The 23115-nt window shown below is 70.8% G+C and carries 23 protein-coding genes and 1 pseudogene; 14 read left to right on the top strand and 10 right to left on the bottom strand.

Annotated features, from left to right (window positions below; translation table 11 throughout):
- Positions 1-117 precede the first annotated feature (117 nt).
- Positions 118-1782, top strand: a complete 1665-nt coding sequence (locus ABJD39_RS11140; RefSeq protein WP_348608468.1) for a flippase activity-associated protein Agl23 — start codon at positions 118-120, stop codon at positions 1780-1782.
- Between the two features lie 366 nt (positions 1783-2148).
- Here the strand turns inward: ABJD39_RS11140 and ABJD39_RS11145 are convergent, their stop codons facing one another.
- Positions 2149-3105: a transcription initiation factor IIB gene (locus tag ABJD39_RS11145; protein WP_348608470.1), complete on the bottom strand. Its 957-nt coding sequence runs from the start codon at positions 3103-3105 to the stop codon at positions 2149-2151.
- 266 nt (positions 3106-3371) lie between these two features.
- Here ABJD39_RS11145 and ABJD39_RS11150 point away from each other — a divergent pair, with 266 nt between their 5' ends.
- On the top strand, positions 3372-3794 hold the full coding sequence (locus ABJD39_RS11150) for a hypothetical protein (RefSeq protein WP_348608473.1): 423 nt from the start codon (positions 3372-3374) through the stop codon (positions 3792-3794).
- A 3-nt stretch (positions 3795-3797) separates the two neighbouring features.
- Positions 3798-4430, top strand: a pseudogene (locus tag ABJD39_RS11155) (METTL5 family protein); the annotation flags it as partial.
- A 111-nt stretch (positions 4431-4541) separates the two neighbouring features.
- Here ABJD39_RS11155 and ABJD39_RS11160 read toward each other — a convergent pair.
- The 4 genes from ABJD39_RS11160 to ABJD39_RS11175 all read right to left on the bottom strand — a co-directional run bounded on the left by ABJD39_RS11160 (position 4542) and on the right by ABJD39_RS11175 (position 9895).
- Complete coding sequence (locus ABJD39_RS11160; protein ID WP_348608475.1) at positions 4542-6245, bottom strand: rhomboid family intramembrane serine protease; 1704 nt, start codon at positions 6243-6245, stop codon at positions 4542-4544.
- Between the two features lie 78 nt (positions 6246-6323).
- Complete coding sequence (locus ABJD39_RS11165; protein WP_348608479.1) at positions 6324-7502, bottom strand: M24 family metallopeptidase; 1179 nt, start codon at positions 7500-7502, stop codon at positions 6324-6326.
- Positions 7503-7598: 96 nt separating this feature from the next.
- Positions 7599-8996: an isochorismate synthase gene (locus ABJD39_RS11170; protein WP_348608482.1), complete on the bottom strand. Its 1398-nt coding sequence runs from the start codon at positions 8994-8996 to the stop codon at positions 7599-7601.
- 296 nt (positions 8997-9292) lie between these two features.
- Positions 9293-9895 (bottom strand): sulfite oxidase-like oxidoreductase, encoded by a 603-nt coding sequence (locus tag ABJD39_RS11175; RefSeq protein WP_348608485.1) that lies wholly within the window; start codon positions 9893-9895, stop codon positions 9293-9295.
- Between the two features lie 219 nt (positions 9896-10114).
- Here ABJD39_RS11175 and ABJD39_RS11180 point away from each other — a divergent pair, with 219 nt between their 5' ends.
- The 3 genes from ABJD39_RS11180 (at position 10115) to ABJD39_RS11190 (ending at position 11169) form a co-directional block, all read left to right on the top strand.
- Complete coding sequence (locus tag ABJD39_RS11180) at positions 10115-10330, top strand: DUF7120 family protein (protein WP_348608487.1); 216 nt, start codon at positions 10115-10117, stop codon at positions 10328-10330.
- Between the two features lie 138 nt (positions 10331-10468).
- Positions 10469-10747: a UPF0058 family protein gene (locus ABJD39_RS11185; protein ID WP_348608489.1), complete on the top strand. Its 279-nt coding sequence runs from the start codon at positions 10469-10471 to the stop codon at positions 10745-10747.
- On the top strand, positions 10747-11169 hold the full coding sequence (locus ABJD39_RS11190) for a DUF4112 domain-containing protein (protein ID WP_348608491.1): 423 nt from the start codon (positions 10747-10749) through the stop codon (positions 11167-11169). The genes ABJD39_RS11185 and ABJD39_RS11190 overlap by 1 nt, the downstream gene beginning before the upstream one ends.
- A 9-nt stretch (positions 11170-11178) precedes the next feature.
- Here the strand turns inward: ABJD39_RS11190 and ABJD39_RS11195 are convergent, their stop codons facing one another.
- Together ABJD39_RS11195 and ABJD39_RS11200 are read right to left on the bottom strand one after the other, a co-directional pair.
- Positions 11179-12159 carry a PLP-dependent cysteine synthase family protein gene (locus ABJD39_RS11195; RefSeq protein ID WP_348608494.1) on the bottom strand — a complete coding sequence of 327 codons (981 nt, stop codon included), beginning with the start codon at positions 12157-12159 and terminating at the stop codon, positions 11179-11181.
- A 69-nt stretch (positions 12160-12228) separates the two neighbouring features.
- The gene (locus ABJD39_RS11200; protein WP_348608497.1) at positions 12229-12603 is read right to left on the bottom strand and encodes a DUF5798 family protein; all 375 of its coding nucleotides are present in this window, start codon (positions 12601-12603) and stop codon (positions 12229-12231) included.
- 89 nt (positions 12604-12692) lie between these two features.
- Between ABJD39_RS11200 and ABJD39_RS11205 the strand changes: the two genes are divergently transcribed.
- The 5 genes from ABJD39_RS11205 (at position 12693) to ABJD39_RS11225 (ending at position 15699) form a co-directional block, all read left to right on the top strand.
- The gene (locus ABJD39_RS11205) at positions 12693-13175 is read left to right on the top strand and encodes a hypothetical protein (protein ID WP_348608500.1); all 483 of its coding nucleotides are present in this window, start codon (positions 12693-12695) and stop codon (positions 13173-13175) included.
- Positions 13172-14161, top strand: coding sequence for a hypothetical protein (locus ABJD39_RS11210; protein ID WP_348608503.1), 990 nt, complete (start codon positions 13172-13174; stop codon positions 14159-14161). The genes ABJD39_RS11205 and ABJD39_RS11210 overlap by 4 nt, the downstream gene beginning before the upstream one ends.
- A gap of 75 nt (positions 14162-14236) precedes the next feature.
- Positions 14237-14632: a PRC-barrel domain-containing protein gene (locus tag ABJD39_RS11215; RefSeq protein WP_348608506.1), complete on the top strand. Its 396-nt coding sequence runs from the start codon at positions 14237-14239 to the stop codon at positions 14630-14632.
- 39 nt (positions 14633-14671) lie between these two features.
- Positions 14672-15496 (top strand): 5'/3'-nucleotidase SurE, encoded by an 825-nt coding sequence (surE, locus tag ABJD39_RS11220; RefSeq protein WP_348608509.1) that lies wholly within the window; start codon positions 14672-14674, stop codon positions 15494-15496.
- A gap of 74 nt (positions 15497-15570) precedes the next feature.
- Positions 15571-15699 (top strand): hypothetical protein, encoded by a 129-nt coding sequence (locus ABJD39_RS11225; RefSeq protein WP_348608512.1) that lies wholly within the window; start codon positions 15571-15573, stop codon positions 15697-15699.
- A gap of 64 nt (positions 15700-15763) precedes the next feature.
- On the opposite strand, the gene ABJD39_RS11230 is transcribed toward ABJD39_RS11225, so the two are convergent.
- From ABJD39_RS11230 to glpK, 3 genes are all read right to left on the bottom strand, one after another.
- Complete coding sequence (locus ABJD39_RS11230; RefSeq protein ID WP_348608515.1) at positions 15764-16474, bottom strand: competence/damage-inducible protein A; 711 nt, start codon at positions 16472-16474, stop codon at positions 15764-15766.
- A 113-nt stretch (positions 16475-16587) separates the two neighbouring features.
- The gene (locus ABJD39_RS11235; protein WP_348608518.1) at positions 16588-16860 is read right to left on the bottom strand and encodes an aquaporin; all 273 of its coding nucleotides are present in this window, start codon (positions 16858-16860) and stop codon (positions 16588-16590) included.
- Between the two features lie 3 nt (positions 16861-16863).
- Positions 16864-18396, bottom strand: a complete 1533-nt coding sequence (gene glpK / locus ABJD39_RS11240) for a glycerol kinase GlpK (RefSeq protein ID WP_348608521.1) — start codon at positions 18394-18396, stop codon at positions 16864-16866.
- Positions 18397-18613: 217 nt separating this feature from the next.
- Here glpK and ABJD39_RS11245 point away from each other — a divergent pair, with 217 nt between their 5' ends.
- From ABJD39_RS11245 to glpB, 3 genes are all read left to right on the top strand, one after another.
- Positions 18614-19789: a Cdc6/Cdc18 family protein gene (locus ABJD39_RS11245; RefSeq protein WP_348608524.1), complete on the top strand. Its 1176-nt coding sequence runs from the start codon at positions 18614-18616 to the stop codon at positions 19787-19789.
- 93 nt (positions 19790-19882) lie between these two features.
- Positions 19883-21676 (top strand): anaerobic glycerol-3-phosphate dehydrogenase subunit GlpA, encoded by a 1794-nt coding sequence (gene glpA, locus ABJD39_RS11250; RefSeq protein WP_348608527.1) that lies wholly within the window; start codon positions 19883-19885, stop codon positions 21674-21676.
- A complete protein-coding gene (glpB, locus tag ABJD39_RS11255; RefSeq protein ID WP_348608530.1) occupies positions 21666-22976 on the top strand; it encodes a glycerol-3-phosphate dehydrogenase subunit GlpB in 1311 nt (436 codons plus the stop codon). The genes glpA and glpB overlap by 11 nt, the downstream gene beginning before the upstream one ends.
- Positions 22977-23115 lie beyond the last annotated feature (139 nt).

Genomic DNA, 23115 nt, shown 5'->3' on the forward strand with positions numbered 1-23115 from the left:
AGCCGCCGTCGCCTCGTGACGACCGGCTCCACGGGACCCGACGCCCGCGCGTCGCTCGACGGTCTCGGACCGGGAGAAACCCGAAGACCTACTACTGCGGCGGGGACACGGCCGGGTATGTCCGACGGCGACGGCACCGGCGCGACGCGGTCGAGTAGGCTCGACCGGACCGTTCTCGCGGTCGCGGCCGTCGTCGCGCTGGCGCTCGTCGCCCGCTTCGCGTTCCTCGGGGATCGACCGTTTCACTGGAGCGAGGGGCGCGTCGGCTACTGGACGCTCCGGTACATCGACACCGGAGTGTACTCGTACCGGCCGGCCGCCGGCGGTCCCGTCGTGTACCTCGTGACTCGCTGGGCGATCGAGCTCCTCGGTACCTCCGACGCCGCCGCTCGCTCGGCGGTCGCGCTCGTCGGAGGGCTGCTCCCCGCGGCTGCACTCCTGTTCCGTGGCCCGCTGCGCGACGACGAGACGATCGCGCTGTCGGCGCTGCTGGCTGGATCGCCGCTTTTCGTCTACTACTCGCGGTTCCTCCGCGGCGACGTGCTCGCGGCGGCGTTCGGCCTCGTCGTCATCGGGGGAGTCGTCCGCCACCGAACGACCGGTGCTCGGTGGCCGATCTATCTGGCGGCGACGGCGCTCGCGCTCGCGCTCGGCTCCTCCGGGTTCGCGGTCGCGTACCTCCCGCTGTGGCTCGTCGCCGGCGCGTTCGTGCTCGACGAGGCGCGCGTCGATGGCGTGCCGGCGGCGGCGCACGCGCGCCTCGCGGCCGGCGTTGCGTGGCTCCGTGCGGAATCGACGACGCTCTCGCGCGCGCTGTTCGTGTTCCTCGGGGCCGCGCTGTTGGTGTTCGCCCCGCGCGGCGGCGGCGCCGACCCCGGACTGTGGAACCCCGCGACGCTGCCTGCGGCGGTGTCGTTCGCGTTCATCGAGGCGCCCGAGCGGTTCATCTCGCTGCGAGTTACCGCGCGGCTGACGCCGCCGGCCGACGGCAACTCGTTCCTTCCGGCAGTCACCGGCTACGCCCGGACGCTCATCGCGACCGCATGGCCGGTGCTGGCGTTCGGGTTCGTCGGGTTCCTCCGCGACCGCTACAGCGACGACGCACGCGGCGTCGTCGCCTTCGGCGCGTACGCCGCCGGGTTCGGGCTGCTCGTGTTCCCGATCGCCTCGATGGGCGTGGAGCCGTGGACGGCAGTCCACGTGGTCCCGCTGCTCGCGCTTCCCGGCGCCGTCGGCCTCGCGTGGGCCGCACGCGCGCTCCGGTCGCGTGCCCGTGCGAGCGATCCCGCGTGGCTCGTCGCGGCGTTGCTCGTCGCCTCCGCGGGATTCGTCGGCTACGGCGCGACGGCCGCGGGCGTGTACGCAGCCCCCGAGCCGGGCTCCGAATTCGGGCAGTTCGCCCAGCCGTCCGACGATATCGACCCGATGCTCGCGGCCGCCGCCGCCGCGATCGCCGACAGCGATGGCTCGAACGGTGCGGACGTGGCGTACGTCGGCGACCGGCTGTACACCGAACGGGAGTACGCGCTCCCGCCGGTCGACGCCGCCGACCGTGACGCGTGGGGGGCGCGGCTCCCGCTCCAGTGGTACTTCGAACGGATCGACGCCGAGACGACGAGCGTTCGTACGGCCGGCGGGTTCGGCGCCGACACGCCGCCCGTCGTGGTCACCACGCCCGACCGCCGCGTCACGGTGAACACGAACCTCGGCGACGGCTATCGGCAGTACGACGTCCGTCTGGGACTGTGGGACCGACAGGTCGTCGTGTTCGTCGAGCAGTAAGCAGCGGCTCGTCGGGGAAGCGAGGCTGCGGTATCGACAACCTGCGCGCTGGCGGCTCTCTCCGACTCCGGGCGTCGGTGTCGCACATGAGTAGCTAACAGGCGGTCGTGCGTCGTCAGGGCGTCTCCGGGGGCGGACACTCGACGACGCGGCGCGCGACGGACGACCGCACGCGCTCACGGCTCGCGCCGCTCGCATCGAGGGCTCCGTTTCGTCGACCTCGCACTCGCTGACCGTCGCGCGGCAGTACTCAGGTCACGGTGGGGCTGGTCCCGGTATCGCAGAAAAACGTTCGCGCTCGGTGTCGTCGAGTCGGGCTCGCGGGATCGGCGCTGTCGAGTCGGGTTCGTCGGCTCTCGCTGTCGGTTATCGGAAGCCCATCGCTTCGATCTGTTCCTGATAGCGGTTGCGGATGGTGACCTCGGTGACCTGCGCCACGTCGGCGACCTCGCGCTGGGTCTTCTTCTCGTTGCACAGCAGCGACGCGGCGTAGATCGCGGCGGCCGCGAAGCCGGTGGGCGACTTCCCCGACAGCAGTCCCTGCTCAGCGGACACGTCGATGATCTCGGTCGCCTTCGCCTGTGTCTCCTCGCTGAGGCCGAGGGCGGAGGCGAAGCGCGGAACGAACTGCTTGGGGTCGACCGGCTTGAGTTCGAGGCCCAGTTCCTGAGAGATGTAGCGATAGGTCCGACCGATCTCTTTCTGCTCGACGCGGGAGACCTCCGCGACCTCGTCGAGCGAGCGGGGGATACCCTCCTGGCGGCAGGCGGCGTACAGCGCCGCCGTGGCGACGCCCTCGATGGAGCGGCCGCGGATGAGGTCCTCTTTGAGCGCGCGGCGATAGATGACGGAAGCGACTTCCCGGACCGACCGGGGAACGCCGAGCGCGGAGGCCATCCGATCGATCTCCGAGAGCGCGAACTGGAGGTTGCGCTCGCCCGCGTCCTTCGTGCGAATGCGCTCCTGCCACTTGCGCAGGCGGTGCATCTGCGAGCGCTTCTCGGAGCTGAGGGACCGACCGTAGGCGTCCTTGTCCTTCCAGTCGATAGTGGTCGTGAGGCCCTTGTCGTGCATCGTCTCCGTTACGGGCGCGCCCACCCGCGACTTCGACTGCCGCTCGGAGTGATTGAACGCCCGCCATTCCGGCCCGCGGTCGATCTGGCGCTCGTCCAGAACGAGCCCGCAGTCGTCACAGACCAACTCTCCCTGGTCCGCGTCCATCACGACGTTGTCGCTGGTACACTCCGGACACGTGAGCTCCTCGTCCGACTGCTTCTCCGACTCGCCCGCCTCTCGCTGTCGCTGTCGGCTCGGACCTTCCATTAATAAGTCTTCTGTCGCGGCTCGTATTTAAGTCTTTGGGCAAGATCGACCGGGCGATTCGTCCCGAAGAAGTGCCGTATCCGGGCGTATTGGCGGTTTCAGCGGTGTATGACGAATCGATAGGTATGTCACCCCCCGGATCGGCGGCGACTGTCGACCTCGTCGAATGCCGTGTCGCCGTCAGCAAACCGCTTCGATCGGAGCCTCGAAGAATAACCATAAGACATTTACAAACTCTTTTGTATTACTAGTTGTACTGGCCGTGTATGAGCACCCAGTCGTCCACGCACGTCCGGCGGGCCGTCGCGACCGCCGAGCCGGTCGACGCCGAGCCGGTCACCATCGACGCCGACGCCCTGGAGTCGACCGCCCCCGGCGACCTCCGCGACCTCCGCGCGGCGTTGGCCGACGAGGGGTACGTCCCCGCGGGTCTTCGCGTCGAGGCGGAGTTCGGCGCCGACTGCTCCATCGAAACGCAGCGCGAGGCCGACCGCCTTCGGTCGTTGCTGCGGGCCGCGAGCCAGCTCGGAGCCGGCGAACTCGTCGTCGAGCCCGGCGCGGTCGTCGACCCCGCGAAGGTTCGTCCGGCGCTGGACGCGCTGGCCGAGCGTGCCGACCGCGAGGGCGTCTCGCTGACCGTCGAGGGCGACGTGTCCGGCGGCCGAACCGACAGCGACGGCGGCGCCTGAGGCGTGGCAAGTCGTCGCGGGCTGGAGGGCGAACTGGCCGTCGTCGCCGGCTTCGCCGACCCGACCGCCAGCCTCGAACAGTACCCCACGCCGGCCGACGTGGCCGCCCATGTCGTCCACCTCGCGGACCTCCGCGGCGATGTCGCCGGCAGAACCGTCATCGATCTCGGCGCCGGCACCGGAATGTTCGCGCTCGGGGCGGCCCTCCGCGGCGCCGCGCGCGTCGTCGGCGTCGAACTCGACGGCGGCGCGCTCGCACGCGCCCGGGAGAACGAGCGCAGGGTCGGCGCCCGCACCGAGGTCCACTGGGTGTGCGCGGACGCGACGCGGCCGCCGCTCGCGCGCGATCGGCTCTCCGCCGAGGGACCGATCACCGTGCTCATGAACCCGCCGTTCGGCGCGCAGACCGGGAACGAACACGCCGATCGCGCGTTTCTGGAGACGGTGGCCGACCTCGCGGACGTGTCGTACTCGGTTCACAACGCCGGCAGCCGCGAGTTCGTCGAGTCGTTCGCCGCCGACGCAGGCGGCGAGGTGACCGACGCCTTCGCCGCGACGCTCACGCTCGACCGGACGTTCGACCACCAGACGAGCGAGTCCGCCGACGTCGACGCCGAGGTCTTCCGGATCGAGTGGGATCGCGACCGCGCCGACGACACCGACCGCGCCGGCGATGAGGACCGCGCCCGCAACGACGACCGCGCCGATGACGCCTGACGGGCGAGGTTGCGATCCCTCGCGAGCGTATCAGCCGTTCTCCCCGCCGTACCGTTCTCTCGTCGCCACGCGCACCCTCGTCGGCGCCGTCGCGTTGCCCGCGGAGGCGTTGCCGGTCACCTCGCCGGCGAGCGCAAACACCGCCCGGCCGTCGCGCACGAACGTCAGCCCGTTCGCCGTCGTGGTCTCGTTTTCGCCCGGAAGCGACGTCCGCGCGCTCTCGTTCCCGCCCCGCACGAGCAGCTCGAACCCGGATTCGGTCGGGACCACCGAGACGTTGCGCCCCGCGATCTGCGGCTCCGCGGTCGACGCGTTCGAGCGGAACGCGAGCGTCGTCTCGTCGTCGTGGGTCAGCGTCACCCGGTAGGCCGGCCCGTCGCCGCCGGCAGTCGTCCAGCCACGTCGGGTGACGGTGATCTCCTCGCGCCAGCCGACGCCGCCGAGGACGACCCGCTGGCGACCCGCGAACGCGAGCCGCCCCTTCGAGACGGCGGTCGTCCAGACGCCGCGGCCGGGATTACGGACGACGACGCCCGAGGTGGTGACGCCGGTCGTCTCGCCGAACGCCTCAACGTCGATCACCGACACCATCCCGTTTTCCACGTTCTCGGCGTAGGTGACGTCGTAGCCGCGTACCTCGATCGGGTCGCCGGGGAGCGGCTCGTCGGCGACGGCGACGAGATTCACCGCGACGGCCGGCCCCGACAGCGCCGCGAGGACGACGAGCAGGACCGCGACCGAGCCGCGCCGCGGGGTGAGGTCCCGCAGCGTCTCGCGGACGGTGTCGGCCGACGGCGCGTTCCGGTCGACCGCTAACGCCGCAACGAGCACCGCGGCCAGCGCCACTGCGGCGAGGCCGATCCCCCGGAACAGGACGTACGTCTCGCCGCCGCGGTACCAGTACACCGCCCACAGCGACTGTTCCACCCCGACGAGCAGCGCCCCCAGCGCGAGCCGTCGCGGCCGCGGGAGGTCGTCGCCGCGGGCGGCCGCGAGCCACGCCGCCGCGAGCACGCCGACGAGCAGTCCGAGCGCGTGCCCCTGAATCGCGATGTCGGCCCACCACGGCGTGATGTACGCCGACCGGCCGCTGGCCTCGACGACCGGCGAGGACAGCGCGCGGTAGGTCGTCGAGAGCAGTCCGGACGCCGACAGCGCGACGACCGTCCCCAGCGGGTAGTACACCAACGCGGCGCCGACGAACGCGAAGACGACGCCGGAAAAGCCGATCACGGGGCCGAGCGCGAACGCGCCCGAAACGAGGCCGACGGCGACCGTCATGGCGGGGAACAGGAGGAACGCGCGAACGTATGGGGTGTCGCGGAGCGACCCGAACGAGGAGCTGCCGCGCCGGCGCGGGAAGTGTCCGACGGCGTACTCCACCAGCGGCGCGACCGCGAGCGTTCCGAGGAGGTTGCCGAGGAGGTGCCCGGGGCCGGCGTGGGCGAACCCGGAGACGGCGACGCCCACCGGCGCGAGGTACGACCACGCCCGAAACGGGATCACGACCGGGTTGTACCAGTGACCCCAGCCCCCCTGCACGAACAGATACACCGCGAGCACCAGCGCCGCCACCGTGAGCGTCCCCCATGGGACCCCGAGGATCAGCCGGTGGCGGACGGGCGAACCGCGGTCCGCGTCCGCGAGCCGGTCCAGCGCGACCGTCGCGACGACCGCGAGGACCGCCGCGAGGACGACCGCCGCCCGGGAGCCGAGCGCGAGGTCGGTATTCACACCGGAAATCTGGACCCACCACACTTCACCGTGCCGCTCCGGCGGATCGGTCGGCGGCGGCCGGATCCCCCACCGGGTTCACAGCGTCCGCAGTTCGGTCTGGGGCGGCACGACCCACTCGGTACCCGTCTCGGTGATCCGGACCATCTCCTCTTGCCCGACGTACCCCCACTCGGTCGCGACGCCCAACTCCATCGTGTACACCTCGCCCGGGCGTACCTCGTGGCGCGGCGCCTCGCCGTAGCGCTCCCACTCCGGGCCGAGCAGGGTGCCCCCGTCGTGGGCCGCGCGCCCGACCTGGTGGCCGAAGGCGTGCTCGAACGCCGGCCACCCCCGCGAGGTGAGTTCCTCGCGCGCGGCTGTGTCGACCTCGTGACCCACGGCGCCCGGGCCGAGCGCGTCGTGGCCGGCGTCGATGGCCGCCCGCACGTCGCGGAACGCCTCGCGAAGGCCCTCGCTCGCCTCGCCGCGGACCCACAGGCGCTGGATGTCGGACGCGTACCCGTCGCGTCTGATACCGAAATCGACGTGGAGCAGTTCGCCCTTGTCGACGGTGTGCTCGGCGGGGAGCGTGTGGCCGACCTCGCGGTCGCCCATGTGGACCGTCGGGCAGTAGTCCCACGCCCACGCGGAGTCGAGCCCGCGTTCGGCCATCCGCTCGTGAAGGAACTCGGCGAACTCCGCCTCGGTCGTCTCCGGGGTCCACGTCGCCGTCGCGGTCTGGAGCAGCTCCTCGGTTTCCAGGGCGGCCGCGCGAACGCGCTCGTACTCGGTCTCGGATTTCATGCCCCGGAGACGACGGATCAGGTCGCTCGCGCTCGTGAACTCGCGGTCGGGAAGGTACTCTCGGAGCTGGAGAAAGAGGCCGTGTGAGAGCCCGTCCGCGACCACGTCGTCGCGGTCGAAGTTGAGCGCGACGCGCCCGGCGTCCATCCCGTCCAGCACCTCGCGCAGTGGGTCGGCGATCGACTCGTCGTACGCGTGCACCTCGTGAACGTCCAGGTCGCGGGCGGTCGGCGCGTCGTGGCGACCGAGCACGACCGCCGACGACTCGGGGCCGACGACGACCGCCGTCGGCCACACCACGTCGAACCCGAGCAGGTACGGGAAGCACGGCTCCGGGCTCACGTCCGTCTCGCGGCCGACGGAGAGCCACGCGTCCGCCTCGTCGCTGGCGGCGACCGCCTCCCGCGCGGCGGCCACCTTCTCCGCGACGACCGCCGCGTCGACTCCCTCGACCTCGCCTGCGTCGCTCATGCCGGCGGCTCGCGGCGACGGCTGTTAGTCGTTTGGCAGGCGGCCGTCGAAGCCGGGACCGGTCACTTGGCCCGACTGCTCACCCGTCCCGGTCGCTCACGGGTCGCTTTGCTCCCCGTTCGCATCGGAGGGTTCCCTGCGGTCGACCTCCCGCTCCAGTTCGTCCATGATCGGCCGCACCTTCGGCTGGAGCTCGTCCCACTCGTCGTCGGGGTCGGAGTCGCCGACGATGCCGTTCCCCGCGAACAGCGTCGCCTCCCGGCCGCCGGCGACGCCCGAGCGGATGCCGACCGCGAACTCGCCGTCGCCGTCGGCGTCGAACCAGCCGACGGGCGAGGCGTACCAGCCGCGATCCCACGTCTCCGTCTCGCGGATGGTCTCCAGCGCCAGATCGAGCGGTAGGCCGCCGACCGCGGGCGTCGGGTGCAGCGCCTCGACGAGTTCGAGCACGTGCGTGTCGCCGTCGAGGACGGCGTTGATCGGCGTCTGGAGGTGCTGAATGTTGGTGAGCTTGCGGACGCCCTGCTCGCCCTCGCCGACGGTGCCGAACGCGTCCAACTGCTCGCAGATCGTGTCGACGACGAGGCGCTGTTCGTGCTGGAGCTTGTCCGACTCCAGCAGCGACCGGGCGTGCTCGGCGTCCGCCTCGGGCGTGTCGCCGCGGGGCATCGACCCAGCCAGCGCCTCCGTCTCGACGACCTCGCCCTCGCGGCGGACGAGTCGCTCGGGCGGCGGCCCGAAGAAGCCCTTCCCGCCGGTCGGCTGGACGAGGAATCGGTAGCACTCGGGGTAGGTGCGCCGCAGGCGACCGAGCGTGTCGGGGATGTCGATCTCGTCGTCCAGATCGACGCGCAGTGCCGTGGCAAGCACCGCCTTCCGGAGATCGCCGCCGCGGATGCGGTCGATCACGCTCGCCACCTGTGCGGTCCACTCCTCGCGGTCGACGAGCCACTCCGTGCCGACGACGCCCGGCTTCTCGCTGCGGGCGCGCATCATCGGCAGGTCGGCGAGGCGGTCGCGGACGGCCGCAAGCGCGTCCGACACCCCATCCGCGTCGACATCGGGCCCGTACCGCGTCACGGTGAGGTACGTCCCGTCGTCGACGCGGGTGAGCTGGACGGCCGGGAGGGTGAACGCGGCCGCGGGGAAGCCCTTCCAGACGCCCGTCGGGTCGTGGTCCGGGCCGAACGAGAGGCCGCCGAACACGCGCGGGCGCGTCGCGGCGGGGCCATCGTGGTCGACCGCCGAGAACAGCGTTTCCGAATCGCGTCGCAGCGAGTCGAAGCGGCCGGGGCCGTCGGCCGTGAGCCGGGCGGCCGCGCCGCCGCCGACCACTTCGAGCCCGTCGGGCGCGGCCCAGTGGATCCGGTGGCGGTCCCCGGCCGCGAGGAACGACCCGAAGGAGACGTCCGACACCTCGCAGCTCCGGCTCACCAGCGCCGCGTCCGCGTCGGGCACGAGCGCGGCGCCGGCCTCGCCGTCCGGCGGGTTCATTACCCGCGATAGGGACGGGGCGCTCTTTACGCCGTTGGTTTGTGAGGTGGCCGCCGCCGGCACTGCCGCTCCTCCGAGACGCTCGCTTCGCTCACGGCTCACTCCGTTCGCCGTTCGCAACGAGGCACTCACTCCGTTCGTGCCTCGCTTCGCTCGCAGGTCGCTGTATTCGTGGGCGGCTCGCCCGAGAGCTCGCCGTTCACGAGACCGCCGGTCTCGTGAGCGCACAGATCGCAACGCGATTTGTGAACGCCGTCCTTCCGAGGCCTCATTCGCTTCGCTCACTCGGCCTCGCTCTAGCTGTACCGCTCTTCGTCCCACGGATTCGCGGTGTCGGAGTACCCCCGCTTCTCCCAGTACCCGCGCTCGGACTCGGTGAGGAACTCGACGCCGGTCACCCACTTGGCCCCTTTGTACGCGTACTTGTGGGGCGTGATGACTCGGAGCGGGCCGCCGTGGTCGTCGGGAAGCCGCTCGCCATCGTAGTCGTAGGCGAACAGCACCTCCTCGCGGTCGCACTCGGCCAGCGGGAGATCCGTCGTGTAGCCGTCGAGCGCGTGGAACATGACCCACTCCGCCTCGTCGCGGACGCCCGCGAGCTCGGCTAGCTGCGGGAAAGTGACGCCGGTGAACTCGCAGTCGAACTTCGACCAGCCGGTGACGCAGTGGAAGTCCTGCCGCTGCGTCTCGGCGGGGAGATCGCGGAACTCGTCGTAGGTGAACGTCAGGTCCTCGTCGACGGCGCCCCACACCTCGAAGCGCCAGTCCTCGCGGTGCCAGTCGGGCGTCCCCGACTTCGAAAGCACCGGGAACCGGTCGGTCTTCCGCTGACCGGGTGGGAGCCGTTCATCGGAGAACTCCTCATAGAGGTCCGTGTAGTCGGTGACCTCGCTGCTCATACGCCGAACAGCCGCCGCGCTCACGTGAGGCTGTCGGCTCCGGCCGCTCGGGACGGTGCGCTCGTATCCGCGATCTGAACTACGCGTCGGAACTCCGTCTTCGACCAAGTTCTATTCCGTAATCAAAAACGAAAAGACGATATTTTCTAAATATCGCTTTCTACAGACGCAAGCATCCCCCGTTGGTTTTAAATACTACGTCCGTCAAGCCCCGCGTAGATGCCGAAAGTCGAGATCACGGTCCCGGAGCACATCGAGATGCAGATCGCCCAGATGGTCGAGCAGGGTGAGTTCGTCAATCGGGAGGAAGCGATCGAGGAGCTGATCTCAACCGGGATGAAGGCGTACAAGACGAGCGGACCGCAGGACAGCGAGACGGACCCGGGGTTCGAGGACGACGGGATGATGGGACACGAAGACGAGTACGTGTTCTGAGCCGTTCCGCCGTCGCCGCCGTGGTCGCGTGGACGGGGGCGTTACGCCGGCGTGTGCGGTGTCTGTCGCGTTCAGCGCCCCTCGCATGCGACTACCCCACGAACAACGCTTAACTCACACAGTAGCCAATCACCGCGCATGCACAAGGACGAACTTCTCGAACTCCACGAACAGATGGTCACCATCATGGAGCACTTCTCCGAGCGGGAGGAGGTCGACGAGACGCTGTTCGACCCGTACCACGAGCTGAGCGTCGACCCCTCCCACGTCCACAAGTCCAAGAGCGAGCACAAACACGCCGTCTTCGTGCTCGGCAACGCCCTCGCGTCGGCGATGTCCGAGGACGAGTTCTCCAACGCCGGCCGCGTCGGCAAGCGCATGAAGGAACTCGCCGACGACGCCGAGTCCAAGCTCTGATGGCGCCCCTCGGCGTCGGCAGATCGGACGGCGGAGCTGGCTCACTTGCGGACCGGTCGGCCGAGTCGCTGACGTCGACGTCCGCGGACGCCCGACGGCTCCAGCGGGCCAGACGCGTGGCACACCTCCTCGACGACGCGATCCGCCTCCCTGTCGTCCGCTACCGCGTCGGCGTCGACGCGCTCGCGGGCGTGGTTCCCGTCCTCGGCGACCTCCTGGCGGCGCTGCTCGCGCTCGTCATCGTCTGGGAGGCCTTTCGGCTCGGCGTCCGCAAGCGGACGCTCACGCGGATGCTGTTGTACGTCGGACTCGACTTACTCGTCGGCTCCGTCCCGATCGTCGGCGACGTCCTCGACGCGGTGGTGAAGCTCAACCGCCGCAACGTCCGACTCCTCGAACGGGACCTGGCGCGGCGCGACTGACCTGCCGCTTCAGCCTGTCCACTCCTCGAAACTCCGGTAGACGCCCTTCGAGAGATATCGCTCGCTGGAGTCGGCGAACACCGTGACGACCGTCTCGTGGGGCGCCTCGACCGTGCCGTCGCGGATCGCCTCGGCGACCTCGATCGCCGCCAGCGAGTTCGCGGCCGCGCTGGAGGCGACCAGCTGCCCCTCCTCGCGGGCCAGCCGGGCCATCTCCTCGTGGGCCGCGCGGTCGGGGACCGTCTTCAGGTCGTCGAGTTTCTCCGGGTCGACTAACTCGTTGGTGCTCACGTCGTGGGTGCCGATCCCCTCGATCTTGTACTCGCCCTCCTCGGCGTCGCCGCCGAACAGGTCGCCGTACGTCGAGCCCTCCGGCTGGACGCCGACGATCCGTGCCTCCGAGCCCCGCTCGCGGGCGTAGTCGGCCATCCCCATCAGCGTCCCGCCGGTACCCATGCCGGCGGCGATGGCGCCGACCTCGCCGTCGAGCGCGTCGAACACCTCCGGGCCGGTCGTCGCGTAGTGCGACTCGGCGTTGAGGGGGTTGGCGAACTGCTGGGGGACGACGGCGTCGTCGAGTTCCTCGGCGAGTTCGTGGGCCCGCTCGATGGCGCCGCCCATGCCGTCCTCGGTCGGGGTGTTGACGACCTCCGCGCCGAGCGCGCGCATGAGCTGTTGCTTCTCGACGCTGAAGCGCTCGGGAACGACGAACACCGCGTTCACGTCGAGTTGGCCCGCCGCGACCGCGAAGCCGATGCCCGTGTTGCCCGCCGTCGGCTCGATGACGGTGCCACCCGGGGAGACGGTCCCCTCCTCGAGCATCCGTTCGAGCATGTACGTCCCGATGCGGTCCTTCACCGACGCCCCGGGATTGAACGACTCCAGCTTGGCGTACACCGGCACCTCGTCGGGCGCGGCGTGCACCCGCACGAGCGGCGTCTCCCCGACCGTCTCCAACACGGAGTCGAGGGGTTCGCGGTGGGTGGTCATACGCTGGCAACGATTGCCGAGGAACACGTATCTTTCTATCGCGATCTGGCGCCGATCCGTCGCCTCCGATCAGGCGCCCGCGCCGGGGGTGTCGTCGGTTCCGGAGTCCTCGTCGGTCCCGGCGCTGGCGTCGTCGTTCGTCTCCGACGCGTTCCCGGCGGTTCCCGCGTCGCCTGATTGCTCGGTGTCCCCCCCGGCATCCCTCTCGTCGACGACTTCCGCGACCACCGCGTCGACGTCGATGTCCTGTGCCTCCGCGATCGCCTCGACGATGGCGCGCTGCTCGGCGAGGTCGCGCTCGAGCGTCGCGACCCGTTCTTCGGTGCTCTGAACTGCTCCCTGCATCGCCTCCACGCGCTCGCGGATCTCGTTGACCTTCGCGTACAACTTCTCTGCGAGGTCGGCGACCGTCTGGAGCTTCTTCGCCGTGCTTCCGAATCCCATACCGGCGTGTGTCGCGCGGCGCCCCTGTGCGTTGCGGTCCGCGGATCGGACGCCGGGAGATTTACGCCCCCGAGTCCGTACCACCGAGCGTGTACCGACGAACGGTCCTCGCGGCCGCGACGGCGACGCTCGCCGGCTGCGGCCTCGCGCCCTCGCCGCCCTCCGCCGACGGCTACCCGGAGACGCCGCCGAACGCGTTCTTCGAGTTCGACTGGGACTCCGACGCCTCCGCGTACGTCGTCGAATTCGTCCGGGGAAACCGCCTCACCGCCGACAACACCGGCGCGCTTCGAGTCCGCGTCGCCGACGCGACTCCCGACGGCGACGCCGTGACGACGCCGTGGGTCGGCGCGGTCGACGGCGTCGGAGACGACGGCTCCAGCGGTGACGGCTCCGGCGACCCCCGCGCGGAGTTCCCGCTCTCGCCGGGGGCGACGCTCCGCGTACCGGTCGAGTCGCCCGGGCCGGTCCGCGTGATCTGGGTCGATCCCGACGGGGACCGTTCCCGGGCGGTCGGCCGCTGGCGTCGAGAGAGCCAGCCGACGGCGACGCCCGAGGGCGAGGGATCGTGAACCGACGGCACTTCCTCGCGGACGTCGGCGCGGCGGCCGCGACGGCGACGGGGTACGGCGCCGTCCGCGTCGGCGACGTCCGGCCGTACGATCCGGGCGTCCCGACCGACGATCTTCGCTCCGCTCCGACGCCGCGCGAGCGCGTCCTCGCGGCGGTCCGTCACCTGTTCGAGGCGGACCACCGGTCGGTCACTCGCGTGACCGTCGAGTCCGACTGGACGGGAGCGGCGCCGTACCGACTCACGCGCCACCGCGAACTGCACGAGCACTCGCGCCGGCGACACACCCACGTGCTCACCACCTTCGGAAACGGGATGGTGCGCCTCGACCGCGATCGGGACGGCGTCGACGCGCGGACGCTCAGTCCGTACGCGACGATCAACGCGTACATCCACTTCGTCGACGCGACCCTCGCGGACCCGGCGGCGCTGCCCGAGCGGTTCGTGTTCCACGTCGACGACGGCAGCCTCGCGTACGACCGCGACGCGCCCGCGCAGGCCGTCGGCGACCCCGTGACGGTCGACGGCGGCTACGCCGGGACGGCGCCGGTCGGCGACTTCGAGCGCCCGATGTTCGGCGAGCCCGTCCGCCCGCATCGGGCCCCGTGGACCGAACACGACCGCGACGACGCGACCGTCACGTACCGCCTGTCCGGCGCCGACGCGTACGCGCGAGCGGTGCCGCTCCCGTTCGTCGCCGTCGACGCGATCCACGACGACTCCGCGGTCCGAGCGACGCTCGACCGCGACACCGGCCGGCTCACGCGGCTCGTCGACGACCGTCACCTCGACGTGGACGTCGGCGTCGACCGTCGCGACGTCCGAACCGTCAGGATGCGCCTCCTCACTGATATCGACCGCTACGGCGAGGCCTCGGCCCCCCGTCCGGACGGGGAGTACGGCGGCAGTCCGCGGGGCTCGTTCCTCGGCGGTCCCGCCCTCCGCGACCGACTCGCCGCGCTCGCGTTCGACCTGGGGACGTACTGACGGCCGACGTGAGGCGATCACCGTCCGGCCGGCCTGAGAAGACGTTAAGTGACAGGCTGCGAAGGTTCGACCGTCATGCCATCCGACACCACGCCGGTGACGGACCTCGCGAGCAAGGAGGCGTTCACCGCGGACGGCGCGCGCGTTGGCCGGGTGACCGACGTGCTCGTCGATCTGGAGTCGGACGCGCCGGTCGCGCTCGCGCTATCGGACGTCGCCGAGGGGACCGTCGGCGGCCTGCCCGGCGGCGCGGCGGGCGTACGCGTCCCGTTCCGGCTCGTCCGGGGCGTCGGCGACGCGATCGTCCTCCGCAGCGCCGCGCGCGAGGCCGCGCTCCCGCTTCCTGGCGGCCGCAACGACGGATCAGAGAGCGGCGACACCGTCGACCAACGGGACGGCGAGCGCGCAGGCAACCGGGGCGACACCGCCGACGGCGTGGACGCGCCGGCCGGCGACGACCCGATCGTCTGAGGCGGCGTACTTTTGCCGGCGCCGGCCGACCCGCCGACAATGAGCGCCAGCGACGACCCGCAGATCCTCTTAACGAACGACGACGGCATCGAGAGCCCCGGCTTTCGCGCCCTGTACGACGCCCTCTCGGAGATCGGCGAGGTCGTCGGGGTCGCGCCCGCGGACGACCAGTCGGCGGTCGGCCGGAAGCTCTCGCGTCGCGTCGAGGTGCATGAACACGAACTCGGCTACGCCATCGCGGGCACGCCGGCCGACTGCACGGTCGCCGGCTTGGAATCTCTGTGTCCGAGTGCCGACATGGTCGTCGCCGGCTGCAACAAGGGGGCCAACATCGGCGCGTACGTCCTCGGGCGCTCGGGCACCGTCTCGGCGGCCGTCGAGGCGGCGTTCTTCGGGGTGCCCGCGATGGCCGTCTCGCTGTACGTCCCCGGCGGCAGCGGCGACGCCTGGCGGCGGAAGGCCTCCGACCCCGAGGACTACCGGGAGGCGGCGGCCGCCACGCGCTATCTCGTCGAACACGCCCCCGACGCGGGCGTGTTCGACGAGGCGGACTACCTGAACGTGAACGCGCCGTGGGACCCCGAGGGGCACGCGACCCGGATGGAGGTCACGCGGCCGTCGACGCTGTACGACATGACTGCCGAGCGCGACGGCGACCACGTCGACCTGATCGACCGCACCTGGGACCGGATGCAGACGGGCGACATCCCCGACCCGGTCGGCACCGACCGCCGCGCGATCGTCGAGGGGCGGATCTCGGTGTCGCCGCTGACGGCGCCGCACACGACGCGCCATCACGAGGCGCTCGACGGCCTCGCGGACGGGTACGACCCCGAGGTCACCACGCGCGCGAGCGACGACTGACTCCCCTCGTCGCCACGCGCCCTTCGCTGCCCGGGATATACACGTTTATACGGCGTTCGGTCCCACTCCCGCGCATGAATCCGCTGCCGCTCGCCGCCGAATCCGGCTCCGAGGTCGCGCTCCCGACGACGCTCACCGCGTCGGTCGTCCTGATCGTCAGCATCGTCGTCGTCGTCGCTTGGCTCGCGTACCTCTATCGCTAAGCGGGGCACAGGCGACGCCGCGTTCCGCCGACCGGTCGGGCCGCCGTGCCGGTCCGCGCCGCGCTCAGTCCTCGGCCGTCGGCGTCGACTCCAGCGGCTCGACCCGCTCGCGGAACCAGTCGGCGGCGTCCGCAACGGCGGCCTCGTCGGTGCCCGTGAACTTCACGCGGACGTTCTCCCCCGGATAGGAGCCGACGGCAACGTCGTGGCGCTCGCGGACCTCGGCCAGTCGGTCGAGCAGGCGCGACTCCGGCTCGGGTGTCTCGACGACCGCGGTGTGGGGCTCGTCGCCGGCGAACTCGTCGGCGACGGACTCGAACATCGCCCGCATCTCTGCCGGGACGCCCGGAAACACGTACACTGCATCGATCACGCACCCGGGAGCGACGCCCACTTCGTTGTGGATGACGCGCGCCCCGGCCGGGAGGTGCGTGGTCCCCTCGGTGAGGTCGTCGGCCGCGTAGCCGCCGTGGTCGGTGAGATACACCAGCGCCTCGTCGCTGGCCGCGAGGTCGACGCCGACCGCGGCGGCGACGCCGTCCAGCGTCACGTCGTCGTGGGTGGGGCCGACGCCGCCGGTGACGAGCACGGCGTCGTAGGCGTCGCGGTACTCGCGGACCACGCCCGCGATATCGTCGACGCGGTCGGGCACGGTCGTCACGCGCTCGACGGCGACGCCGCGGCTCGTCAACTGCTCGGCGATCCACGAGGCGTTCGTGTTCACCGTGTCGCCCGCGAGCAGTTCGTCGCCGACGGTGACGAGTGCGACCTGCATGGGTGGACGGAAGGTGGCTCGGGCTCATAAGTGACGTGGCCCGGTGAAACGGTATGCCACTCGAGCGTACCGGCTCGGAGTACCGGACTCGACCCGGGAGTAGTACAGCGATCTCACAGGAGGCGATAGATCCCGGCCGCGAGGAGCGCTCCCAGGATCGGTCCCACGATGGGGACCCAGGCATACGCCCAATCGGAGGCGCCCTTGTGCGGGAACGGGAGGACCGCGTGTGCGATGCGCGGCCCGAGGTCGCGTGCAGGGTTGATGGCATAGCCGGTGGGGCCACCCAAGGACAGCCCGACGCCGAGTACGACTACGGCGACGACGCCTCCTCCGAAGATACTGAGAATGGCAGTCCCGATGACTTCCGCGATGTACGGGTTCACCGGTCACTCCTCGGTGGCCCAGTTCAGCGACCGTTCGACCGCCTCGCCCCACCGGTCGTACATCGCGTCGGCGTCGGCCTCGTCCATCTCGGGAGTAAATTCCCGGTCGACCTGCCAGTTCCGGCGCAGGTCGTCGACGGAGTCCCAGTAGCCGACCGCGAGGCCGGCGGCGTACGCCGAGCCGAGGGCGGTGGTCTCGTCGACCTCCGGGCGAACGATCTCCGTCCGGATGATGTCCGACTGGAGCTGACACAGGAAGTTGTTCTTGACCGCGCCGCCGTCGACCCGCAGCGAGGTGGTCTCGACCCCGGAGTCGGCCTCCATCGCCTCCGCCACGTCGCGCGTCTGGTAGGCGATCGCCTCCAGGGTCGCCCGGACGATGTGTCCCTTTCGCGTTCCGCGGGTCATCCCGACGATGGTCCCGCGGGCGCGACCGTCCCAGTGCGGGGCGCCCAGCCCCGTGAACGCGGGAACCATGTAGACGCCGTCGGTCGAATCGACCGACCGGGCGAGCTCCGCGGTCTGGGTGGCGTTGTTGATGAGGTCGACGTCCTCCAGCCACTCGATGGCGGCGCCCGTGACGAATATCGATCCCTCCAGCGCGTACTGCACGGGCTCGCCCGACAGCTGGAAGCCGATGGTCGTGAGCAGGCCGTGGTCGGACTCGACGGCCTCGGTACCGGTGTTCATCAGGTAGAACGACCCCGTGCCGTAGGTGTTCTTCGCGTCGCCCTCGTCGAAGCAGGTCTGGCCGAACATCGCCGCCTGCTGGTCGCCCAGCGCGCCCGCGACGGGGACCTCGGCGCCGAGGAACCCGTCGGGATCGGTGTGGCCGTAGTACGACTCGTCGGACGACGGCCGCACCTCCGGCACCATCGCCTCGGGAACGTCGAACTCCGCGAGCAGCTCGTCGTCCCACGCCAGCTCGCGGATGTCGTACAGCATCGTCCGCGAGGCGTTCGAGACGTCGGTGATGTGGTTCCCCGTCAGGTTGTAGATGAGCCAGCTGTCGATCGTCCCCATCAGCAGCTCCCCCGCCTCGGCACGGTCGCGGAGCCCGTTTCCGCGGGACGACTGCAGCTTCAGCGGCTCGGCGTTGTCGAGGATCCACTCGGTCTTGGTCGCCGAGAAGTACGCGTCCGCCTCGAGCCCGGTCCTGGCGCGGATCCACTCGACTTTGTCCTCGGCCTGCAGCTCCTCGACGCGATCGGTGGTGCGGCGGTCCTGCCAGACGAGCGCGTTGTGGACGGGGCGGCCGCTGTCGGCGTCCCACACGACGGTCGTCTCGCGCTGGTTCGTGATCCCGATCGCCGCCAACTGGCTCGCCTCGAGTCCCGCGTCGGCGAGTCCCCCCGTGACGACCGCCTTCGTGTTCTCCCAGATCTCCGTCGGGTCGTGCTCTACCCACCCCGGCTCCGGGTAGATCTGCTCGTGTTTCTCGTACGCGTTGGCGACCACCTGTCCGGCGTGGTCGAACACCATGAACCGCGTTCCCGTCGTTCCCTGGTCGATCGCGCCGACGTATGTGTCTGTCACGTGTGGTTGTCCTCCGTCTCGGGCTCCCGCTCCGAAGAGACACCGATACGGTCGATATATAGTGAACGAGTATAAACGTTACTAGCAAAGGGGTACTACTAGTAAACTTACTGCGTCGGCGCGACCGTTCCGGAACCGGGTCGATTAGAACCCCGCCGGACGAACGCCCGGCATCGAGCGCCCACGGGGCGCACACCAGCCCCCGACATCACGAAACATGGACATCGAGGACCGAATCGCACGCCGCCAGCGAACCGGCGACCGCAACCGCCTCGTGCTCGACGAGGACCAACTGAGTCCCGTCTGGCACCCGGAGGAACCGATCGGGCGGGGCCCGTTCATCGAGCGGCTGCTCGATCACTTCGACCCGGTCTTCGACGGGCGGGCCCCCCCGAACGCCTATCTTCACGGCCCGGGCGGCGCAGGGAAATCAGCGGTAACGATCGCGCTTGCGAGCCAGCTATCGGAGTCGCTCTCGCCGCCAAGCGACGCCGTGTTCACCACGACGCGGGGAGGGAGCGTGCCCGGTGTCTCGTTCGTCTACGTCGACCTCCGGGCGGCCGATTCCGCGTTCGAGTTCTCCCATGCGGTGTTGAACGCGCTCGTCGCCGAATCCGTCCCGCGTCGCGGCGTCGGCACCGATGAGCTCCGGGAACGACTGGAGCGGCGCGTCCGGGGGGCAGGTCCGGTCGTGGTCGTTGCCGATCACGTCGGCGAGCCCGAGACGGTCGACGTGGGGACCGTCGCCGACCGGCTCGACGACATCGACGGCACGTTCGCGTGGCTCGCGGTCGGCCGTTCGGACCCGGACACGGCCGGCGTGCCGGGATCGGCGGATCGTCTCGACGTGAAGCCGTACTCGCGGGCGGCGCTCACCGACATCCTCGCGACGCGCGCGGACGCCGGTCTCGGGCAGGGAACGCTCACACATTCGGTGATCCGCCGGGTGGCCGAGTGGGCCGAGGGGGACGCCGGCGTCGCGCTCTCGGCGCTGTTGGGTGCCGTCGAGACCGCCGGCGAGGCCGACAGGAGCATTCGTCCGGCCGACGTGGACGCGGGGATGAGCGCGGTTCCGTGGCCGTGCGTCCCGCTCGGACGAGTGCTCGCGCTCCCGCGCAATCGCGTGCGGACGCTGGCCCGGCTCGTCAAGCTGGCGCCGGAGGACCGGGCACCCGTCGGGGAGTGCGCCGAGCGGATCGCCGAGCGGGTCGATCTCACAACCTCCACGGTCGAGCGGTTCCTCTACGAGCTCGCCGAGGCGGGGATCGTCGAACGCGTCCGCGTGACTGCCTCTGGCGGACCGGGACGTCCGCCGAGCCGCGTCGATCCGCGCTTCCCGACGCTCGCGTTCCGCCGGCTCGCGAGGCGTCGGATCGACGAGGAGCCAGCCTGATCACGTCACTCATCTAATTTTTACTGTCGCTCTGGGGTGATCGATAACGTAATGTCCGACGGCGCCGTGACACGTGGTAGACGGAGTCATTCTATGAGCGAACGGACGGAGGTGCTCGTGATCGGCGGCGGGTCGACCGGCTGCGGCGTGGCGCGCGATCTCGCCACCCGCGGGGTCGACGTGACGCTCGTCGAGCAGGGGAACCTCACGCACGGGACGACGGGGCGGATGCACGGCTTGCTCCACAGCGGCGGCCGATACGCCGTTTCCGACCAGGCCAGTGCCCGCGAGTGCATCGAGGAGAACCGGGTGCTGCGCGACATCGCGAGCCACTGCGTCGAGCTGACCGGCGGGCTGTTCGTGAAACGCCCCGAGGACACCGAGGAGTACTTTCGGGAGAAACTGGAGGGGTGTCGCGACTGCGGTATCCCCGCCGAGGTGCTCACCGCCGAGGAAGCTCGTGCGGTCGAGCCGTTCCTCGCCGGCGACATCGACAAGGCGATCCGGGTACCCGACGGCGCGATCGACCCCTTCCGGCTGTGCGTCGCGAACGCCGCCGACGCGGAGGCCCACGGCGCGCGCATCGAGACGCACTCGCCGGTCACCGACGTGCTGGTCGAGAACGGGGAGGTCGTCGGCGTCGAAGTGACCCACGAGTCGGGCGCGGGCCGGCGCGTCCACGGCGTCGAGGGCGGCACCGAGGCGATCTACGCCGATCACGTCGTCAACGCGACGGGGGCGTGGGCCGGTCGGATCGGCGACATGGCCGGCGTCAACGTGGAAGTGCGCCCGAGCAAGGGCGTGATGACTGTGATGAACGTCCGCGAGGTCGACACGGTGATCAACCGCTGCAAGCCGAAGGGCGACGCCGACATCGTCGTCCCCCACGAGACGACCTGCATCCTCGGCACCACCGACGAGGAAGTCGATGACCCCGAGGACTACCCGGAGGAGGCGTGGGAGGTCGACCTCATGATCGAGGAGCTGTCGAAGCTCGTGCCGATGCTCGACGGCGCCCGGACCATCCGCTCGTACTGGGGCGTCAGGCCGCTGTACGAGCCGCCGGGCACCGGCACCGAGGACCCCACCGACATCACGCGGGACTTCTTCCTGCTCGATCACGACGAGCGCGACGACCTGCCGGGGATGACCTCCATCGTCGGCGGGAAGTTCACCACCTACCGGCTGATGGCCGAGCAGATCTCCGACCACGTCTGCGACCTCCTCGGCGTCGACGCCGCGTGCACGACCGCCGACGAGCCGCTCCCCGGCAGCGAGGACTTCTCGGTGCTGCGCGACTACATGGACGAGTTCGGGCTACGCTCGCCGATCGGCCGCCGGAGCGTCCAACGGCTCGGTTCGCGTGCCGACGAGGTGCTGACGACCGGCGAGCCGAACCCCGTCGTCTGCCAGTGCGAGGCGGTCACCCGGGCGGAACTCCGGGACGCGATCGAGGGGTCCGGATCGGATCTCAACGCCGTCCGCCTGCGTACCCGTGCTTCCATGGGAAACTGTCAGGGGGGGTTCTGTGCCCACCGAATGGCGAACGAGCTCCACGCAGGCGGCGACTTCAACCGGTCGACCGTCGATGCTGCTCTCGACGAACTGTGGCAGGAGCGCTGGAGGGGGCAGCGCCACGCGTTGTGGGGCGAACAGCTCTCGCAGGCGATGCTCAATCATCTCCTGCACGCGACGACGTTCAACCGTGACGGCGCGACGCCCGAAGACTTCTCGGCGTTCGACGCGGGCGAGGGTGCGACGCAGGCGGCCGACGGCGACGGGGCGGGCGGCGTCGACGATGGGACCGCCGCCGCCGACGGCGTCTCCACGGACGGCGGCGTCGCGGCCGACCGGACTCCCGACGGGGGTGACGCTGGTGGCGATTGAGTCGGGCGTGGTCGTCGTCGGCGGCGGCCTCGCCGGCGCGACGGCCGCGCTGTCGGCCGCACGCGAGGGCGCGCACGTCCACCTGATCTCCGCCAACGAGAGCACCCTCCGGCAGGCGAGCGGCCTGATCGACGCGCTGGGGTACCCGAACCCTGACGGCGGAGGGGACGCCGGTACCGACGCGGCGTCCGGGCCGCTCGCCGACCCGTTCGCGGGGATCGGCGACCTCCCCGAGAACCACCCGTACCGCGTCGCCGGCGCGGACGCGCTCCGTGAGGGGTTGGCGCTGTTCGACGACGCCGTCGGCGACCTGTATCGTGGGGGTCACACCGACCGCAACGCGCTCGTCGCGACCACTTCCGGGTGCGCGAAGCCGACCGCTCGGTACCCGCGGAGCATGGCACCCGGCGCCGTCAGCGACGAGCGCCCCATGCTCCTCGTGGGATTCGAGGCCGACACCGAGTTTGACGCGCCGCTCGCGGCCGAGCGACTCTCGGCGGCGGACGTCCCGTTCGACGTCGCGGGCGCGACGATCGCGTTCCCGGGCGACCACCGCGCGGACGCGGCCGTGACACGGCTGGCGCACGCGCTGGAGCGAGACGAGGACGCGGGGCAGGGGCGGACGACCCGGCAGCGACTCGCCGACCGGATCCGTCCGCACCTCGGGGATGCCGAGCGCGTGGGGCTTCCGGCGATGTTGGGCGATGCACACGTCGAGGAGGTGCGTGCGGACCTCTCCGAGCGCCTCGACGCGGCGGTGTTCGAGGTGCCGACGGGACCGCCGAGCCTGCCGGGCATCCGACTGTCGGACCGTCTGTTTACGGCGCTCGACGAGGCGGGCGTCTCGATGACGACGGGGATGCCGGTCGTCGACTTCGAGTCGACTGGCGGCGCGGATGGCGACCGGATCGACCGCGTGCTCATCGACCGTAACGGCGCAAGGATCCCCTACTCGGCCGAGCAGTACGTACTCGCCACGGGCGGGCTCGTCGGGAAGGGGCTCGACTCCGACCGCGAGCGCGCAACCGAGGCGGTGTTCGGCTGTCACGTCCCGCAGCCGGACGACCGGACGGACTGGTCGGCCGAGGGCGCGTTCGCGGACCACGCGTTCGCGCGCTTCGGAGTCGAACCGGACGGGGCGATGCGACCGCTCGATGCGGAGGGCGTCCCGGAGTTCGAGAATCTGCGCGCGGGCGGCGGCGTCGTCGGCGGCGCGGACGTGGCACGAGAGCAGTCGGCGAGCGGCGTCTCGCTCGCCACGGGGCTTGTCGCGGGCCGAACCGCGGCGGAGGAGGTATGAGCGACACACACGACACGCACTCAGACTGCGGCTGCGACGGCGGCGACGCGACGGAACCACCTACAGGGGCAGACGGAGGAGCGCCGGCGACCGACGGCGATTCGGAGGCCGTCGAGGACGCCGCTACGGACGGCGGCAC

The sequence above is a fragment of the Halobaculum rarum genome, from assembly GCF_040025155.1.
In the GTDB taxonomy this organism is placed as follows: Archaea; Halobacteriota; Halobacteria; order Halobacteriales; family Haloferacaceae; genus Halobaculum; species Halobaculum rarum.

Excerpts from the sequence above, each read along its gene's own strand:
- ABJD39_RS11140 (WP_348608468.1), top strand. The coding sequence starts at position 118 with ATGTCCGACGGCGACGGCACCGGCGCGACGCGGTCGAGTAGGCTCGAC.
- ABJD39_RS11145 (WP_348608470.1), bottom strand. The coding sequence starts at position 3,105 with ATGGAAGGTCCGAGCCGACAGCGACAGCGAGAGGCGGGCGAGTCGGAG.
- ABJD39_RS11150 (WP_348608473.1), top strand. The coding sequence starts at position 3,372 with ATGAGCACCCAGTCGTCCACGCACGTCCGGCGGGCCGTCGCGACCGCC.
- ABJD39_RS11165 (WP_348608479.1), bottom strand. The coding sequence starts at position 7,502 with ATGAGCGACGCAGGCGAGGTCGAGGGAGTCGACGCGGCGGTCGTCGCG.
- ABJD39_RS11170 (WP_348608482.1), bottom strand. The coding sequence starts at position 8,996 with ATGAACCCGCCGGACGGCGAGGCCGGCGCCGCGCTCGTGCCCGACGCG.
- ABJD39_RS11175 (WP_348608485.1), bottom strand. The coding sequence starts at position 9,895 with ATGAGCAGCGAGGTCACCGACTACACGGACCTCTATGAGGAGTTCTCC.
- ABJD39_RS11180 (WP_348608487.1), top strand. The coding sequence starts at position 10,115 with ATGCCGAAAGTCGAGATCACGGTCCCGGAGCACATCGAGATGCAGATC.
- ABJD39_RS11185 (WP_348608489.1), top strand. The coding sequence starts at position 10,469 with ATGCACAAGGACGAACTTCTCGAACTCCACGAACAGATGGTCACCATC.
- ABJD39_RS11190 (WP_348608491.1), top strand. The coding sequence starts at position 10,747 with ATGGCGCCCCTCGGCGTCGGCAGATCGGACGGCGGAGCTGGCTCACTT.
- ABJD39_RS11195 (WP_348608494.1), bottom strand. The coding sequence starts at position 12,159 with ATGACCACCCACCGCGAACCCCTCGACTCCGTGTTGGAGACGGTCGGG.
- ABJD39_RS11200 (WP_348608497.1), bottom strand. The coding sequence starts at position 12,603 with ATGGGATTCGGAAGCACGGCGAAGAAGCTCCAGACGGTCGCCGACCTC.
- ABJD39_RS11215 (WP_348608506.1), top strand. The coding sequence starts at position 14,237 with ATGCCATCCGACACCACGCCGGTGACGGACCTCGCGAGCAAGGAGGCG.
- surE (WP_348608509.1), top strand. The coding sequence starts at position 14,672 with ATGAGCGCCAGCGACGACCCGCAGATCCTCTTAACGAACGACGACGGC.
- ABJD39_RS11225 (WP_348608512.1), top strand. The coding sequence starts at position 15,571 with ATGAATCCGCTGCCGCTCGCCGCCGAATCCGGCTCCGAGGTCGCGCTC.
- ABJD39_RS11230 (WP_348608515.1), bottom strand. The coding sequence starts at position 16,474 with ATGCAGGTCGCACTCGTCACCGTCGGCGACGAACTGCTCGCGGGCGAC.
- ABJD39_RS11245 (WP_348608524.1), top strand. The coding sequence starts at position 18,614 with ATGGACATCGAGGACCGAATCGCACGCCGCCAGCGAACCGGCGACCGC.
- glpA (WP_348608527.1), top strand. The coding sequence starts at position 19,883 with ATGAGCGAACGGACGGAGGTGCTCGTGATCGGCGGCGGGTCGACCGGC.